Source organism: Paenibacillus sp. FSL R5-0701 (assembly GCF_037973995.1).
GTDB lineage: Bacteria > Bacillota > Bacilli > Paenibacillales > Paenibacillaceae > Paenibacillus.
This window is the reverse complement of record NZ_CP150230.1, coordinates 3,537,627-3,555,725: the sequence shown is the minus strand read 5'-3', so window position 1 is coordinate 3,555,725 and position 18,099 is coordinate 3,537,627. Positions and strand designations below refer to the sequence as shown.

At 43.7% G+C, this 18,099-nt stretch carries 15 protein-coding genes; 5 read left to right on the top strand and 10 right to left on the bottom strand.

Translation table 11 applies throughout. The features are described from left to right. Positions 1–194: 194 nt before the first annotated feature. Together MKZ13_RS15720 and MKZ13_RS15715 are read left to right on the top strand one after the other, a co-directional pair. Positions 195–1,022 (top strand): AraC family transcriptional regulator, encoded by an 828-nt coding sequence (locus MKZ13_RS15720; protein WP_339185262.1) that lies wholly within the window; start codon positions 195–197, stop codon positions 1,020–1,022. A gap of 79 nt (positions 1,023–1,101) precedes the next feature. Further along, positions 1,102–1,413 carry a cupin domain-containing protein gene (locus MKZ13_RS15715; RefSeq protein ID WP_339185260.1) on the top strand — a complete coding sequence of 104 codons (312 nt, stop codon included), beginning with the start codon at positions 1,102–1,104 and terminating at the stop codon, positions 1,411–1,413. Between the two features lie 175 nt (positions 1,414–1,588). Here MKZ13_RS15715 and MKZ13_RS15710 read toward each other — a convergent pair whose 3' ends face one another. The 5 genes from MKZ13_RS15710 to pdxS form a co-directional block, all read right to left on the bottom strand. After that, positions 1,589–2,725 (bottom strand): choline esterase, encoded by a 1,137-nt coding sequence (locus MKZ13_RS15710; protein WP_221821195.1) that lies wholly within the window; start codon positions 2,723–2,725, stop codon positions 1,589–1,591. After that, a complete protein-coding gene (locus tag MKZ13_RS15705; protein ID WP_221821194.1) occupies positions 2,712–3,380 on the bottom strand; it encodes a TetR/AcrR family transcriptional regulator in 669 nt (222 codons plus the stop codon). Before MKZ13_RS15705 ends, MKZ13_RS15710 begins: the two co-directional genes overlap by 14 nt. 275 nt (positions 3,381–3,655) lie before the next feature. Next, positions 3,656–4,504 carry a copper amine oxidase N-terminal domain-containing protein gene (locus MKZ13_RS15700; RefSeq protein WP_253508591.1) on the bottom strand — a complete coding sequence of 283 codons (849 nt, stop codon included), beginning with the start codon at positions 4,502–4,504 and terminating at the stop codon, positions 3,656–3,658. 204 nt (positions 4,505–4,708) lie between these two features. After that, on the bottom strand, positions 4,709–5,791 hold the full coding sequence (locus tag MKZ13_RS15695; RefSeq protein WP_339185257.1) for an ABC transporter substrate-binding protein: 1,083 nt from the start codon (positions 5,789–5,791) through the stop codon (positions 4,709–4,711). Between the two features lie 261 nt (positions 5,792–6,052). Beyond that, positions 6,053–6,937, bottom strand: a complete 885-nt coding sequence (gene pdxS, locus MKZ13_RS15690; protein ID WP_200869424.1) for a pyridoxal 5'-phosphate synthase lyase subunit PdxS — start codon at positions 6,935–6,937, stop codon at positions 6,053–6,055. A gap of 147 nt (positions 6,938–7,084) precedes the next feature. On the opposite strand from pdxS, the gene MKZ13_RS15685 reads away from it, so the two are divergent. The 3 genes from MKZ13_RS15685 (at position 7,085) to MKZ13_RS15675 (ending at position 11,331) form a co-directional block, all read left to right on the top strand. After that, the gene (locus MKZ13_RS15685) at positions 7,085–8,575 is read left to right on the top strand and encodes a PLP-dependent aminotransferase family protein (protein ID WP_339185255.1); all 1,491 of its coding nucleotides are present in this window, start codon (positions 7,085–7,087) and stop codon (positions 8,573–8,575) included. Positions 8,576–8,634: 59 nt separating this feature from the next. Beyond that, positions 8,635–10,656: an ATP-dependent DNA helicase gene (locus MKZ13_RS15680; RefSeq protein WP_339185253.1), complete on the top strand. Its 2,022-nt coding sequence runs from the start codon at positions 8,635–8,637 to the stop codon at positions 10,654–10,656. Positions 10,657–10,803: 147 nt separating this feature from the next. Next, positions 10,804–11,331 (top strand): DinB family protein, encoded by a 528-nt coding sequence (locus MKZ13_RS15675; RefSeq protein WP_339185251.1) that lies wholly within the window; start codon positions 10,804–10,806, stop codon positions 11,329–11,331. Between the two features lie 80 nt (positions 11,332–11,411). Here MKZ13_RS15675 and MKZ13_RS15670 read toward each other — a convergent pair whose 3' ends face one another. The 5 genes from MKZ13_RS15670 to MKZ13_RS15650 form a co-directional block, all read right to left on the bottom strand. Then, positions 11,412–12,353, bottom strand: a complete 942-nt coding sequence (locus tag MKZ13_RS15670) for a family 43 glycosylhydrolase (protein ID WP_339185249.1) — start codon at positions 12,351–12,353, stop codon at positions 11,412–11,414. 30 nt (positions 12,354–12,383) lie between these two features. Then, complete coding sequence (locus MKZ13_RS15665) at positions 12,384–14,102, bottom strand: discoidin domain-containing protein (RefSeq protein ID WP_339185247.1); 1,719 nt, start codon at positions 14,100–14,102, stop codon at positions 12,384–12,386. A 71-nt stretch (positions 14,103–14,173) separates the two neighbouring features. Beyond that, positions 14,174–15,859, bottom strand: coding sequence for a hypothetical protein (locus MKZ13_RS15660; protein WP_339185245.1), 1,686 nt, complete (start codon positions 15,857–15,859; stop codon positions 14,174–14,176). Positions 15,860–16,154: 295 nt separating this feature from the next. Further along, entirely contained in the window at positions 16,155–17,024 is an 870-nt protein-coding gene (locus tag MKZ13_RS15655; RefSeq protein WP_047843039.1) for a carbohydrate ABC transporter permease, read from the bottom strand. 18 nt (positions 17,025–17,042) lie between these two features. Continuing rightward, entirely contained in the window at positions 17,043–18,089 is a 1,047-nt protein-coding gene (locus tag MKZ13_RS15650; RefSeq protein WP_339185242.1) for an ABC transporter permease subunit, read from the bottom strand. Positions 18,090–18,099: the final 10 nt, after the last annotated feature.

The following is an 18,099-nucleotide window of genomic DNA, read 5'->3' as shown; positions in this document are numbered from 1 at the left end:
TGGATTAGTTAGTGCACATGTTAACACAAGATGGATTCTATTGCCCATATGGAACGCTGGTTTTTATTTAGCCGAAAGCAACCTTTTCATTATATATGTTGACAGTGATAATCGTTATCAATAATGTTGGAGTAAGGTGCACAACGATTTATCTTAGAATGACCGGCAAACACTTTTGAAATGAGGTACGTAATGTGAAAGTAGACGTTAATCAGTTAGCAGCACATTTTGCACACATTCCTTTTCAAGTCGAAGGAGTATATCGATATGCTAGAAATCCAGGGGTTCCCCAGGCTGACTATACCGATTCTTTTCCTGGATTTGTATTTCCTCTTACAGGAAAAATACAATTTCAATTTGATGGTACGCCCTATATCTTTTCACCAGGAAAAGTTGTACATGGGGGCGCGAAAATGAAACTGGATCAAACCGTGTTTCATAGAACGGACTGGGAATACATCCTCGTTTTATACCGAATATGTAGTTCGGACCTCGAAGAGACAAGCTTTTCCCATCAGCATTTTGAATTATCAACGGGTCAATCCCCACGTCTGATCGAATTAATCACGCGTCTTTGGCATGTGTATAATCAGCGCGGAGGTATTTCAAAGTTTCAGACCGAGATGCTGTTTCGCGATGTACTGAATGAGACTTTAATATGTGTTGATCATAGGCAAAATAGTTGTGAATCAGATGTTTTATTCGAACGGGTCTCTACCTATATTCAAGAATACTATGATCAAAGTCTGACTGTCGCATCCCTTGCAGAACAAAATAACGTTAATCGAAATCGACTATCCTATGTGTTTAGAAGACATGCAGGTATGGGTCCAGCAGAATATGTATTGAAATATCGTATAAACATAGCACAGCAAATGTTATTGGCAAGTGATGCGTCTGTACAACAGATTGCCGAGACCGTTGGCATTGCTGACCCCTTTTATTTTAGCAGAGTGTTTAAGAAACAATGTGGTATTTCTCCTACGGAGTATCGTCTGAAGTTCATCAATAATCCATCCTGATTTCAATAGGCATCCATGTTATACCAAAGCTTAGATCAGTATACTGAACATATAGGATTAATACACAGGAGGAATGACGATGCACTATCAAGCTATTCAATTGAATGAGGAATTTTCGAAATTAAACGATCTTTGGTCTCCGAAACTCATTGGTGAAATGAATGACTATCAATTTAAGATCGTTAAGATTGCTGGAGATTTTGAGTGGCATGTTCATGAGGAGACCGATAAGTTATTTTTTGTGCTCGAAGGGGAAATGATAATTGATTTTCGTGATGGACAAGTGAAGATTTCCAAGGGCGAGATGTATATTGTCCCTAAGGGAGTCGAGATCAAGCCTTCCGCCGAAAAGGAATGTCATATCATGTTGATGGAGCCTGAAGCGAAGTAAACATTGGCGGGGAAGTCCGAATAAGCATCAGTTAATGGAACCAGGATGTCAATATGCAATAACTGAGTCAGAGAGCCGATAACCACGTAATAGGGGTTATCGGCTCTGCGTATGTACGGTTAGGTCTTTGACATGCATTAATTGACATGCTTTAACCAGCAGTCTCTCGGTTATGTCACTTGTTGCTGGTCTTCCTGATCAATTCCACACCATCGTATGCCAGACTTTCCACACTTGTCGCCTTCTGCAGTATGTAATGATCAAAAAAGTTCTTTGCATAGTCTGTAACAAGATTTCGCATCTCCATAGCATCCCGTTCACCTCTGAGTTCCTCATTAACACTGGTAAACACGATGTCACAGTAATCCAAATGTGCAACACGATCAACTGAGAAATAATAGGTTCCCATGCTATTGTTAACGCCAATAATCGCATTCATATTATAGTTAGGTTCACAAAACAGTAGCAAGAAGGGTTTCTTAAGATCGCTGTCAAGAAGGCCAAACGCACCGCTATCCAAGCCAATCCCGCAGGCGAACCGGTCGTCATTCCGGCAAACCATCGCCGTGGTAGGCCCTCCATAAGAATGTCCGACTATGCCCATGCCGATGTCAAGCAGCAATCTGCCCTTAAAGATGGAATTCAGCTCTCCAGAGTCCAGTTTGTAAAGATAATCGGCTACATACCTTACATCTTCTGCCTGTGATTCACTATACTCTGTTATCTTGGAAAGGATCGGCAGTGCAAGCACGTTACGGCACATCTCAATGGCAGTTTCATCGTCAGGCCGCATCTCCATCTTACCAGCCAACGCCAGCATCTTCGGATCTTCACCAAACCCTGTAATGACATCCGAAAAATCCTTGGATACATTAAACAGGCGCCCATCTTTACGTTTATACATCGTGCTATTCTGATGGCCGATGCTTACCACAACATACCCCATGCTTGCCAAGTCTGTACAGAGCACTGTACCCCATTCTGGAGAACCGCCCCCGCCGCAAACATAGAATAACACTGGATAGCGCTTTTCCTTCCCGGAGAGAGCAAGGTCATCGTAACACTGGGTCTTGATATCTATAGAGAAAACATCCTTCAACGCAGTGACAAGTGGCTGCTCATTAAACATCTCGTAGACTTCAGGAAACATGTACGTTGATGTAGTCTTACCTTCGCTACTGTCGGACGGATAGTACACAAAAGCGGTCAGTTCTCTTTTGGAGTAATCTGATGCCGTGTACTCAAAATCCATCTGGGTTCGACCGACAGTATAGGCGCCAATTGGTTCTGGAAATACGTCATAGGTTTTCATTTTTTTCCCCCTTGAGATCGCTAACCATTTCAAAATATTTATGATCTTCAAGCAGTCCATGACCCATAAATTCAGCAAAGTACTTGCTGATCTTATGTTGCAGATTAGAGTCCTTAATATCGAATTCCCTAAAAAACAAGATTAAATTAAGCTGCATTGACTCAAACATAAAAGAAATCAGGTCGTCGTCAACATCCGGTCGAAGATATCCATCAACCCTCATTCGGCGTAAAATGTCCTTGATCATGGGGAATGACTCGCCCTTCAACACATTCACATATACTTTCAGCAAAATGTCCTCAGGAATATATGAAAATGTTTTAGTCAGTTTGATTTCCAACTCATTCAGTGGCTCGGTCACCATGCCGTTAACGTTACCAAATAAGCCAGTAAGGAAATAGCTGTAAAGGGAATCTTCATTACTGTTACTGAAGTATGCAGCTCTTTTCTGGGTCACATTACGTATTAAGTGACAATAAAGGTCATCTTTGTCTTCAAAATACCGATAAAATGTTCCGGGGTGCATGGACAAACTATCCAAAACCATCTTCATAGTTATATCCTCGTAAAGATTATCAACAAAAAGATGCATAGCGCTATTCGATATTTCCTCGCGCCTTGCTTCGTCTAAACGAAAGAAAGTATTTTTTGGCATAGACTACTCCTTAATGTATAGTGTGAACTGATTCACACTATACTGATAATTCATTCACAAGTCAAGCTATCTTGTTAGTTTAATATCATTATAAAAATTTAAAACCACTGTATTCAGATTTACAAAAAGATAGCCTAACTATTTTTGGTTTTGAAAAGATTCGGGAAGAAATATGCAAGAGCCGCTGATCACTCTGATCAGCGGCTCTTTGAGATGTTTGTATTAAAATCAGTTGGTGAGGGATGAAATTCATGAATATCGGATCAGATATCTATTCAACGAGAAAGGACTTCAAGTACTTTACCACTTCCATCTTCAATAATACGTATACTGTTGTCATCGATGAGTTGAATGGTACTATCTGAATTCAAAATTTCCTGCTGGTCCGTTACCCCGTGAGCAATGGATTTGCGAATCAGACCTTTATTTTTGAATACCAAGGTGTACAGATCGTAGTCTTCCGTTTTACGATTAGTGTGTTCAATGATGACAATAAGTAGATTTTGGGGGCTCCTCTTGAAATTTATCTTAAGATCATGAGTATTCACATTCATGTCCTTGATCCCTAAGGGTATCAAACTCTTTTGTCCAGTAGAAGCATTCGTAATCTCAAGGTCTCCTTTTGCAGTGCGAATGACATAGGTGTAACCCATGTCGCTACCATAAAAAGTATCGGTATAATTGCTCAGCCCAGTCACAGTTATCTTATTCGTCTTCGTATCTCGATGAGTCACTTCCCCGTCCAAAGCAGATGCAAGAAATCTAATGGGCACATAAAGGTGACTAATATACGACACAGGTTCTGTGCCCATATCTACTTTTTGACCATCTACCTCGGCAATGCTGCTTCCCAAGTGCACAACAATATGCTTCTGACTGTTCTTCAGTACGGCTGTATTATCATCTTCCATCCCCCACACTAGGCCTGCCTTAATACCCAGTGAGAAAAAACTTCCATAAGTGACTCCATCCTTGATTAACGTCTGAACATGGTTAATACGACCGTCTGCCCACTGAATTTCCAAATCAACATATTTGGATGCTGCTTCAGATTTTTGCGCCCCCAATGGTAATAACACCGACATCACTAATGCAACGACAACTACTTTTTTCAAGTGCTTCATTCTCACAGCGATTCACCCACTTCATGTAATTTTTAATCTTACAATAGTAACGTTATGTTCCAATAAAAGTTTGATCAGCTTTAGACAGGAATTTGGTTCTTTTATAACAAAAAAAGCCGCTAAAATAGCGACTTTCATTGGTACTATGCTCTTGGCCCATGAAACGATCTTGAGGCACGAATGGTCACTAAGCCGAAATTTCCATTACAAGCCTAGATCATCAGCAAGTCCTTCAACGCCTGTGAAGATGGAATCTCCGTATCCCCAGAAGTTGTTGAAATCAATAATGTAGATTTTTTTATTTTTAACTGCGTTAATGTTTTGTACCTGCTTGTTGGCAAGCAGCTTTTCAATCGTCTGCTCAGGATCAATACCACCTGCATATCTCGAAATAATCATCACATCCGGATTAATCTCGATTAACTTCTCCAGACTGAGTGTGCCGGTTTCATTAATCAGCATATTATGCATATTGATTAATGACATTGCACTTTCAATAAACGTATCACCATTTCCGTTGTAAATGCCAATGGTTCCATCACCATTATCCGAAAATGATGCATAATTGATCGTCTCAGCGCTAGCTCGGGCCGACAAGGCATTCTCGCGTGCTTTAAGCGTCTCAATATATGCCGCTGCATTGGCTTGTACGTTGAATATCTCACCTAATTCAGTAATATCCTGATACAGACTATCTAACGATGCATCAGGAACACTGGTGCTTTGTACATATGTTTTGATCCCCATATCATTCAAGCTGCTTACTGTACCAACACCCCAGTCCGCATCCTCAAACAATCCACCACGACCAACAACCAGTTCAGGCGTAGCCCCTATTGTCACTTCCTTGCCTACATAGCCTTCAGCTAGCACAGGAATTTGTTTAAACTCGTCCGCAATATCTTCAGGTACACTACCAAACAACGCAGCTACACCTACAAGTTTGTCTGTCAAACCAAGGCGAATCATCAGCTCGGCTGCACCTTGGGTATTGGCAACTACTCGTTCAGGTGCCTTGTCAAACGTTTGATCCTTCTTCACCCATGTGCCGTTCTTTGTTGTATAGTTTAAAACGGTTACCGGGTAAGTTGTTTCGGCAGGTGCTGAAGCGTCAGCGTCGGTTTGTTTCCCATTTGTTGTTGCATTCGTGGCGCTGCTCTCCGCAGCTTGCTGTGAACTGCCATTTGCATCTTCGCTGCCACCATTGTTGCCTGAACACGCTGCGAGCACCAGAATCATTGCAGTAATCAAACAAAGAAACATCCCTTTTTTAACGGATACCAACATGTAAATAATCTCTCCCTTTTGAATTCTCTCTTGTCATTTAAACCCATATGTAAAATAACTATTGTCAGTATACAGTAAATGTCGAATCTCGTAAATGATAATTATAATCATTCTCAATTGATATGGAAATGGATATTTTCCTTGCCTTCTTTGCTTTTGCTTTCGCCAAGAATAACAAAAAAGCCGATCAATTAAGGTTCAATTGATCGGCTATTCTATATAAAAGTTCAAACTACCTATTCAACTAAATGCCCTGTTATCTTACCAACCGCGGTTGGACATGCGCTCTTCTGGAGCCAATTTGGAAATTTCGATCCCTTTCATCGGGGCGCCCAAGTTTTTGGATACTTCAGCAATCAGTTTGTAATCGGTGTAATGTGTTGTAGCTTCAACGATTGCACGAGCGAATTTCTCAGGGCTATCGGATTTGAAAATACCTGATCCTACAAACACACCGTCTGCTCCCAGGTGCATCATTAATGCTGCGTCCGCCGGAGTAGCTACACCGCCTGCTGCAAAGTTAACGACAGGAAGTTTTCCATTTTCATGAACTTCGCGAAGCAACTCATAAGCTACACCCAGATTTTTGGCTTCAGCGTACAGCTCGTCCTTGGACATGTTTTGCACTTTACGGAGCTGGCTGTTAATCAGACGCATATGACGAACTGCCTCAACAATGTTGCCCGTTCCAGGCTCACCTTTTGTACGAATCATCGATGCACCCTCACCAATCCGGCGAAGAGCTTCTCCCAAATCTTTGGCTCCACATACAAATGGTACAGTAAACTCATGTTTATCGATATGGAACACTTCGTCTGCAGGAGTAAGAACTTCACTTTCATCGAGATAGTCCACACCTAGGGATTCAAGCACTTTGGCTTCTATGTAATGACCGATACGTGCCTTAGCCATAACTGGAATAGAAACAACCTTCATAACCTCTTCAACGATGGTTGGATCTGCCATACGAGCTACACCGCCAGCTGCGCGAATATCGGAAGGTACCCGTTCAAGAGCCATAACAGCTGTTGCCCCTGCCGCCTCAGCGATTTTAGCTTGCTCTGCATTCATAACGTCCATGATGACGCCACCTTTTTGCATTTCAGCCATTCCTCTTTTTACACGATCTGTACCTGTTTGCATGATTGTATTCCTCCTAAGTAACTTTTGGGTGGTTTTCAATAAAGGCATCGCTCTAATCTATGATTTAGTATAGAATGAGAATGGTCATATAAAAAGATCCAATAATTTTGATTTTTATTGTACCACTTTAATGATAACTCTGGAGGTCCTATGCAATTTCATGTAGCTTACAGTTCATATTTGAACCGAAAATATACCAAGATGAAGGCTCTCTATCATGCCATTCGTGATGCAATTCATGAAGGTAATCTTATACATGGCGAGAAATTACCCTCTACAAGAGAGTTAGCTGCGACGTATCACATTTCCAGAGGAACCGTGAATCAGGTCTATGATACGTTGACTGCGCAAGGTTACATTCATTCAGAGCATGGAAGAGGAACCTTTGTTGCTTACCAGTTGGATTTGAACAATAATGCGTCCACCGAGAAAGCTTGTACGCATCACTTATCCGCCTGGGGGAATCGTATTCAGCAGTTTGAACAGCCGTCGATTCAAAGAAATACACCAGCCAATGCTCATACACATGATTCCAGAATGAATAGCGACGAAGTGATCGACTTTAGCAAATATCAACCTGATTTCTCCAAGTTTCCTTACGATGAATGGAATAATCGATTGTATGCAGAGATAAGGCAGCGTGAGCATCACCTGAAAACAACCTCTGCCATGGTTAGTTCAACCGGGGATCCAAAATTGAGAGAAGCCATTGCTGCCTATCTTCGGAGGATGCGGGGCATTCAAGTCGATCCGGATCATATTGCAGTAACTGCAGGCTCCATGCAAGCTATAGCTTTACTCACTCAATTACTTGCAGATCCTGGGGATTATGTCGTGACAGAGAGTCCTTGTTATGTCGGGATTTCTAAAGCCATATTGGCTGCGGGTGCAAAGTTGATTGAAGCTAATCTCGATGGTCAGGGCGTTGTACCCCAAGACTGGGAAGCACGTATGTTGTTTGTCACGCCGTCACGACAATTTCCTACTGGTGAAATGCTCAGCCTGGAACGCAGACAAACCCTGCTGGACTGGGCACAGCGAAATGATGCCATGATTGTTGAGGATGATTATGATAGTGAATTCCGATATCGCGGAATGCATGTTGAACCACTGAAAACACTCGATAAAGCAGGCCGCGTAATCTACCTGGGCAGCTTTACCAAAACCTTGCCTTTAGAAGTACGACTTGGTTATGTGGTTCTCCCCCCTACCTTGGCTGACACCTTTAGAAAGGCACAGGCATTATACGAGCCAAGACCCGTCAACCTGATCGAACAACGGGCATTAGCTGCATTCATGACAAGTGGTCAATATGAGCGTCATCTGCGCAGAATGAATCGATTATACAGTCGCAAATTCCATCTGTTACTCAAACTTTTGAACAAACACCTCTCTACATGGTTTGATTGGGTGGAGAATGAAGCAGGTCTCCACGTGTTTGGCTGGTGGCGAGGTAATGTGACCACTTATGAGGCCTTTCGGGAATTGGCGAGGTCACAAGATGTGGTATACTCAGAAGTCAGCAGTTCAACGACTGTTGGTACGAAGTATGGTATCTATTTATCTTTTGCACATTTGTCAGATGAACAGTTACAGGAAGGCGTATCCAGATTAAAAAATGCCGTTACAACTGCATTGTGAGGTAAATCGTCTCCAAAGTAAGTACAAGAAGATCATCATTCGGAAGAGGGGCGATCGTTATGAATTGGTTAAATGAACTTTATAAAATAAATAAGCAAGAACCGGACAAGGAAATCGAACGTTCTTTGGTGAACGCCATCTTCCGAATTTATGACCGGTTCCCCCGAATTGGCCTTAGAGAGCGGATCGGACAGCAAGAAATGTCTCTCGATATCGCCGATGCTTATATCCATGGACATAATGCCATGATTGAAGCTGGTGTCGGAATTGGTAAGTCTTTTGGATATCTGATCCCAAGTCTGCTCACGAATCAAATGTCTCAGAAACCAGTCATTATAGCTACCTCCTCCATTCAGCTCTCGGAACAGATACATAAAGATTTAAGGATCATTGGTAGTCGGTTGGGATTCTCAACGGTTCGCTCCGTGGTGGGAAAAGGCATGGGGCAGTATGCCTGCCGAAGTAGAGCAGCGGAATGGATCAGTCTTGATGATGCTAACTCCTCCGTATCTACCCTTGCACAGCGCATATTAGATTATGAAATTGATGAAAGAGCCGATATTAAAGCTGGAGTTAGTGATGCCGTATGGTCCCACGTTTCCGTGAATGATTGCAAATTTGAACGTTGTCATCACAAAAATACATGTTTGTTTTACGATATGAGATCGAAATTAAATGCAAAGGCTCACGAGATTGATTTTATTATCGTGAACCAGGACTTGCTCATACGAGATTTGATGAAGAAAAAAGAAGGAACCAAGAGCATCATCTCAGAACAGCCTGCTTTGATCGTCATTGATGAAGCGCATAATCTGGAAGCAAAAGTTCGAGATGCCAGAACACTTGAGTTCACTTATCGGGGAGTCTGCCGCATTCTGGATAACACGGTGCAGCTTCTCACGAAGCAGTCCGGCGATAAAAGTCTCTTCTCCCAGTCCAAGTTCATCAAAAACTGCGCTGAGCGCATCTTCAAACAGGTAAACGCGGATCTGCTCCACCATGCCAAACAGGATAACGACCGAATCAAAGTGTCGGAGATCAAAGGAATACCGTTGAACCAGGTCTCAAACGATTTAAAAGATCTCAGCCTACGCCTTTCCATTTTGACCTCACGACACGAGCGGGAGATCGATGACGCTTTTGAAGGCATCAACGGGCTTATTACCCTCATTCGTGTCTTATCTGAAATGGAGGACAACTATCTTTTATGGGCAAGCAGTCCCCTTGGAGTACCCACAATCAGCATCTGTCCCAAAGATATAAGCCAATTTCTGAAATACGCTTTATTTAATGGCAAGGTACCTGTAATCCTAACATCAGCAACGCTGTGCCAAGGCGGGGATACGCTGGAGGAACAATATTCTTATATGACGCACTCCCTTGGTTATAAGGGAGATTTCCTGGAGCGTCAACCCTCCCCTTTTGACTACACCAGCCATGCCATGATGTATATCTCGAACAAAGTTCCCTATTACCACCATGAGCAACGCGAAAACTATCTTGAAGCAGCCTACAATGAAGTGGTTCAACTCTGTAATCTAACTCAGGGAAGAACCATCGTCCTTTTTTCAGCAAAAGAGGACATGAAGTACATTCACAAAAAGTTGATCTCAAGGGCTAATGAGTACACATGGTCAGTCCATATTCAAAAAGAAGGATCTTCCCAGGACAGTGTCATCGCCGAATTCAGGAAAAGCAAAGGTGTTCTCCTGGGTACCGGTGTATTCTGGGAAGGTGTGAATATCGAGGGGTCTGACCTGTCGCAGGTCATTATTTTCCGGCTGCCCTTCCCTGTTCCATCGGATCCTGTTTATGAATATAAGGCATCTGTAACGGAGAATCCGTTCATGGAGGTGTTTGTACCGGACATGCTTCTTCGGTTGCGGCAAGGAACGGGACGCTTGATTCGTAGTGAAACGGACCTTGGCATACTCAGCATACTTGACTCCCGTCTCAGCGAAGCGGCTAAAAAGAGTTACCGGGAACAGGTGCTCGACACGTTGCCGTTCAAAAAAGTGACGGAGGATTTTGCGGTTTTGGAGAAATTTGTGCAAAATAAGGGGATACGACGTACGGATTAGAAGTGGTACACCCAAACGCTATAAGACTGTTCCAATTACATGAAGCAGCCCTTCCACCTATCAAGCGGAAGGGCCAATTTCAATGCTTGAAGTAAGATTTATGCTACAATATATTCCAGATCTACGAATCCCAAAGGAGGTATTACCATGGTTGAAAGACCAACTACAGATGAATATGCAGCTTATTATGACGGGTACATCCGGCTTGTTCCTGAAGGAAACCTAATTGAAATGTTAGAGCAGCAGGCCAACATCGTACAAAATTTGCTTTCATCATTAACAGAGGAGCAAGCAAACTATCGTTACGCCGAAGGCAAATGGAGTGTGAAAGAGGTCATCGGACACCTTTTGGATAATGAACGCATCATGAGCAGCCGATTGCTTCGCATCGCCAGAGGTGACCAAGCGAATCATCCCGGCTACGATCAGGACGTGCTTATGCAGACCCACCCTTTCGATTCGTATACCCTGGCCGATTTGAGCGAAGAATATGCCGTCACACGTCGCTCAACCATTCTTATGCTTCGTCGCCTCACCCCGGAAGCATGGCTCTGTAGAGGGATCGTGAGTGATAACACTGCTTCAGCTCGATCGATTGCATTTGTTATGGCTGGACATGAGCTCCACCACTTATCAGTACTTCGTGATCGCTATTCGTTAGATTTGAAATTATAAAATTCACTCAAAAAGACTTTGAACCTGCATATTCTCAGTAGGATCAAAGTCTTTTCTCATCAGTCGTTTTATCGTTCAAATTATCGTTCAAAATGAATCAGATGTGCGTCCTCTCGCAAAGATAACGTGGAATACTCATGTAGAATCGGAATGTCCCCATTGAATTCAATGGGCAGGACCACATAGCTGGATTGAAAGTAATCCGACCCGTTCCAGCGATCTGCAAAATACAGGTACTCCTCAGCGGATCGTTTCAGCACAAACGCTGGTTGCGTTTGAAACGTCGTTTCATCGCCAAAGTCGCTTAGCATCCCCCACGAACCATCCATCGTATCAGCCCTCGCGTATTTCCCTTGATTGGGAGCCCAACCCGTGCAAAATGAGGTCACCATATAATACTTCCCTTTTCGTTTGAAGACAGCTGGTGCCTCCCGATATTCCCCTTGCCACAGCTTTCCGACAAGACTTTCGACATTAAGGTAATCCTCCTGCAGACGATAGATGTGCAGGTCCGCATTGTCTCTGGCAGCCGAAATAAAATATGCCTTCCCGTCATCGTCCTGAAAGAGAGTGCAGTCACGCGACATATACCCGTACGGATTAAAGCTGCCATGATACACGAAATGACTATCTGGAGAATCCGATGTGGCAATGGCGCATGCGGCATCGTTGTAATTGTTACCATTCTCATAGTGAGCCCAGAGTACGAACTTTTTTGTCACCGCGTTGAACAGAACTTTAGGCCGTTCGAGATTTACCTTTCCGCCTTTGTCATTCACTAATGCCAGATTCGTCCGAACTCGAATGTGTGTAGCTGGCATAGAGGTCGTCAGGATATGATTCCGAAACTCCCAGTTGAATAGATCCTTGGAACGGTAACAACTCACATAAATATCGTCTCTCCGATCTTCGCCATACCAGTAATAATAGCCGTCATGGAATAACATATGTCCACCATGAGCATGGATTGGATTACCGCTTGAATCATTCCAGATGCCACCATTGGTTAATTGATTATTCACACCGTTACCTCTCTTCTTTTAGGAACATCGTTAATTGGTCTCCGATCCAAATACCTTCACTTCCCAAAGTCTTGGCGTGTACCAATTGTTAGGGTTGTTATGAAGTGCCGCATTTTGCATATTAATTCGTACATATCTGGCAGCAGTGCTTGATAAAGTATCTGATGTGAACCCGTAAGATGTATTATTGGTTCGATCCAAAGCCACGGTCCAGTTTACATTATCCGTACTGGTCTCGATTTTGTATTTATAAAAACCTTCGGAGCCTTTTTGCATCCACCAGGAGATTTGCACATTATTCAATTGTTGAACAGAGCCGAGGTCGACTTTCCACCAATGTGGCCAGGAACTGCCTGTGCCGACCCATTCGGTTTGGTAGTTTCCATCATTAGCATAATTTTCCGGGTTCGTTCCAGTAGCCGTTTGGGCTGTTGCCGGTTTACCTTGTGACAGCAGTTTTCCATTCTGAACGGGAACGACAACATCATCACTTGTGTTGTACAGGACTTGATCAAAATAATCATAAAATGCGTAACCATCGGAGAACCAAACGGGAAGCAGCCGTTCCTCCGTTGTTCCATTTTGCGTGCCTGCCCAGCCAAACATCCAGCGATATGCAACCATAACCACGTTGTTACCCGTATCTGGCTTCACCCGCATGACGGAACCCGACTGCGCCGAGAAGGTTGACGTGTTACCAATCGTCCGTAATTCAGACCAATCTCCGTCTATGCTTGTTGCTGAAGAATACAAGGGTATGCTCGGATACCAGCCTGCCGCTTGGGAAGAGAACAAATAATAAATGCCATCTTTTTTGATCATCTTGGGCAGTTCCCTGTGTTGACTTTGATAAATAACAGAAACTTGATGATCCACATCCAGCCAATCAGAAGTCAATTTATACAAAATCGTGTCCGAATTATTATTGGCCGTAGAGATCAGATACGCCGAATCATCATCATCTTTGAAAATGGAGATATCCCGGGATTGGTTCCCTTCCGGCCGAAAGCTTTTGTGAAATGTAAAGTCTTCTCCAGGCGTGGCTGAAGCCACCGATACTCTGGCAAGCGTGTAGTCTGTACTGTTTTCATAGTGAGCCCAAAAAACAAACTTGTTCGTTGGCGCATGGTAGAGGATATTGATCCCCTCAAATTTTGAATTCGCCAGATCTGGATGATCCGTGTAGGACAGGACCACTTTGTCGTTACCGTATGTGATGTCATCCGTTGATGTCTGTTGAATCATTTCGCCAAAACCGCCTGATGACTTTTGCACGAAATTAAATCTGTAGTAGGTGCCTCCAACTTTAAGTTCATTCGGGAGCATAAGCGTTGATTGCGTTGTGTTATCAAAAGTCGTGAGGTTCTCTGGAAGGCTGTATGGGATATATTCTGTTGAGACAGCGGAGGTAATTAAGGAAGTTCCTCCATATGCTTTCACTTGGTATTTGTACGTGCTACCTATGTTGAGGTCATAATCATCCGTCGTTATACCGGTTAGGGTCTGTAATAACGTATACGGCGAATTGTTCTCGGATCTGTACAACTCGTATGCTGTAGCTCCCGTTACAGGTGCCCAATGGATTTTGGCGTTGGATACTTCGGATTCGTTCTTCAATACAAACAGTGTTGCAGCAATGTGGGTCTCTTCGCCAGCGGCAGCGTGAACGGTCTGAGCTGAGGACGTTAATTGAAGTGTTAACAACATCAATGCAATGGCGATAGCCATCCACGATTTACCTTTGATCATGTCTCATCATCTCCTTTTTTAGAAGACCAACCTTCCTGTTGCCGGAAGGCTGATCCAGGTGAAACTTGACTTTATTTCAAATTCATCAGTGTCATTACATCCGTCTCGCTAGCTTGGTTGTACCATTCGTTAACTTCTTCGATCACGGTGTCTCCGCCTTTTTCATGCCACTGTTTCACAAAGGTATCAAATGCTTCAAGCGGCTCATTGCCATATATGATTTTGGTGAACGTCTCTTGTTCCATGGTGGTCAACTGTTCCCACACATTTTGCATCGTTGGCGTTGGTGGACCGTTAAACTCATTTGGTAATAAAACATCTCTGTTTTCATACGAAATCCGATATCCGTCCTGCGTCGTTTGATCTTTTGAAGCACTCTGAATGAGGACGCCCGTGTCGGCTTTAACTCCATTCGCCAGATCGTAGTAGGATTGGCCGGGACCATCAACACTCGGTGTATTTTTGGTAAATGCCATTTTCCCAACGCCCTGCACGGCCTCTAATGGCGTATTGAATTTCGTTGGATCAAAAGTGACTTCATCGTTAACGATATCGTAGTCGTATCCTTGAGCGTAGCCGTATTTGAACTCTCCCGTGCTGAACGCTGCGTCGTACATTTTATCGTAGTACAGGAAGAAAGCTTCCATGTTCTGAAAGTCCTTGTTAAACATGAACACACCGTCGTTCAACTGGGCAGATTGGTAGGTCTTATCACCGTTCACGCCTTGAATGGTCGGATAAGCACTAATTTGTGCACCATCCACATTTTTCTCTACGTCCTTCACACTGTCGTACAGCCAAGGACGACCAATGATGATACCAGCTTTCCCCTCCGTAAAATCAGACAGTGCATCCCAGGCCCCTTGGGTGGCCAGTTCTTTGTTCAAGTACCCTTTTGCATACCAATCACGTAACTTGGCCAGTGCCTCTTTGTTGCCAGGAGCCACAGATCCATAGGTGAGTTTGCCGTTGTCGTTATGCCATTGTCTTGGAAGGTGCTTGCCCGTGTATGCGCTGAAAATCATGACCGGGTCGCTAACCCAGCCCGTATTGTAGGAATCTTTACCTGAAAAAGTAAAGCCGTATGTGTCTTTCTTCCCGTTCCCATCCGGGTCCTCATTGGTGAACGCCGCGATGACTTGCTCAAACTCTTCAATCGTTGTTGGCGCTTCCAAATCCAATCTGTCCAACCAATCCTGGCGGATCAACATGACTTCGCCTTCCGTCAGATTCGGTGCGATCGCCATCCCGTAGACCTTGCCCTCCCTAACCACTGGATTGAAGGTTGTTGGGTATTGTTTGTATATGTCTTTAATCCGGTCAGGCATGTAAGTTGAGATGTCTTCTGTAATCTCCTTGACCTGTCCCGAATCGATCAGATCATTGACCAGCATGGTGTCATAGACAGGCAGAACGTCTGGTAGTTTCTCTGAACCCGTCAGTGCCAGCCGCAGCTTGGTATTATATTGTGAAGCATCACCTCCCAGCAGGGTGGTTTGTATTTTGATACCCAGATTTTGTTCGCCCCAGCGGGTCAATACATTGTCATTCAACGTCTCACCGTTGATGTACTTTCCAGCATTTTCATCCTGTTGTTTAGCGATGGTGATCGTAAACGATGGATCATATTTTCCGTCCTTAAGCACCGATGCCGGTGCGGTCTCGGAAGCACTCTCCCCTTTGCTACAACCAGCCACAAGAATAGCCGACAGCATAACCATACTTACCATTTTCCATAAATCGGTTCTTTTCTTCATGGAAAGATGCCCCCTTCACTCAAGCTCAATTTGTTTTCTATATAAGTTCAACTAATTGCATATTTACACTGGCACTCCGATGGCAGAACAACCTTCCGATCGCTGTTATTCCCAGAATTTTTTTGATTCACTTTTACAAAGGTGAAATTCTGGTAATAGCGTATGCTTCCGATGCAGCTTTCTTTCAGAAAGCTTTTAGGCGAACGCTCCGCTTCTTCAGGTTATTTCTGTCCTCTCCGTTATCGTGTAAATTTTAGTTAAACTTATATAGCGATCCAATTTTTCGTCATCCTAACTATTCTTTGACGGCTCCTAGTACAATTCCCTTCACGAAATAACGTTGTAAAAAAGGATAGACCAAAATGATCGGCAGCGTACTGACAAAAATTTGCGCTGCCTTAATGCTCTGTTCAGACATGGCTGCCACTTCAGACTGGCTCATCGCCATATTCTGCATATTGCTCTGCACGACGACCGTCTGTAAAAACGAAGCTAACGGATACTTACTTGCATCCGACATGTACAATATCCCGTCAAACCAGGAGTTCCAGTGCCCCACCATAATGAACAAGGATACGGTCGCTATGCCAGGCAGAGATAACGGCAAATATATTTTGCTGAGGATCACGAAAAAGGACGCTCCGTCAATGAATGCTGCTTCTTCCAAGGCTTTTGGAATGGTTTTGAAGAAATTAACGAGAAGAATCAGATTATAAGCACCAAAAGCGCCCGGTAACACAAGAGCCCAGATGGTGTCCTTTAATCCAAGGGCTGTGATCAATATGTAAGAAGGTATCAATCCCCCCGAGAAGAGCATGGTAAAGATAAAAAACCACATGAGCACGTTGCGTCCCCGGAATTCCTTGGACAGGGCATATCCTGCACAGGTAAGAATAAACATGCTGATGGTTGTACCCAATACGGTTCGAGTGATGGATGTCAGCATGGCACCGTTGAAATTAGAATTGTTGAACGTTTTGATATAGGCATCCACATTGAACCCGACCGGCCAAAATGAAACCATATTACCGCTAATGGCCGCTTTGCTGCTGAGCGATTGTGCCAACAGATGGAGCAGTGGAAGAAAACACGCCAGACCCGCCAGTATCATGAACGCGTAATTAAAATAGGAGAATACTCTATAACCTGTCGTTTTATGGTACATGTTCCCTCTCCCTCCTTGTTAGAATATTTTGTAATTGGCATACTTATAGGCCAGCCTGTAAGAGACAACGATCAAGATCAAGCTAATCCCCGATTTGAACAATCCTACAGCGGTCCCGAACCCGTATTGCCCGTTTAACAAGGATGAACGGTAGACATAGGTGTCAATGATATCTCCCGTACTGTAGACAAGCGGATTGTACAGATTGAAGACTTGATCAAAACCCGCATCCAGAATATTCCCCAGACTCAGTGTAGAAATGACGATGATCATGGGCAACATGCTAGGCAAGGTGACGTATCGAATTTGCTGCCGGCGTGTGGCACCATCGATCTCAGCCGCTTCGTAATAGGAAGGATTAATTCCCGCAATGGTCGCCAGATAGACAATCATGCCGAAGCCGAAGCTCTTCCACACATCACTGACCACAACCGTGAACCGAAACAGATCAGGATCACCCAAGAAGTAAATGGGATCGTTGCCGAAAACCCTTGTTAAGATGTGGTTGATTCCCCCGTCTAATCCGAGAATGTCGATCATTAACCCCGCGACCGTGACCCAGGACAAGAAATGCGGCAGATACACCAGAGTCTGTACACTTTTCTTAATGCCCATATTTCGGATCTCACTCAGCAGGATAGCCATGACGATCGGAACGATGATACCAACGATAATTTTAGAAACAGCGATAATTAACGTATTAACAATCGCTTGTGTGGCTTCTTTGTACTGGAAAATTCGTTCGAAATTATCTAACCCGATCCACCGTGAACCTGTGATGCCCAGCCATGGTTTGTAGTCCTGGAATGCCATGAGCAAACCTACCATCGGGCCATAAGAAAAGATGCAGACAAACACAAATGCGGGAATACACAGTACGTACAAAGGCCAGCTTTTCTTGATTTCCTTTTTGAATGAAGTTCGGCGGGGAATCTTTGGTTGTGTTTTTTTTGCAGATCCGACGGGCACAGTCTCGTTAATGTTGCATACCTCCTCTATGTTGGCTCTTCGAAAGTAATCCTCGCAATTAAGCTTAACAAAAGCGCTCTCACTCCAAAATGCCAAAATTTCAAGA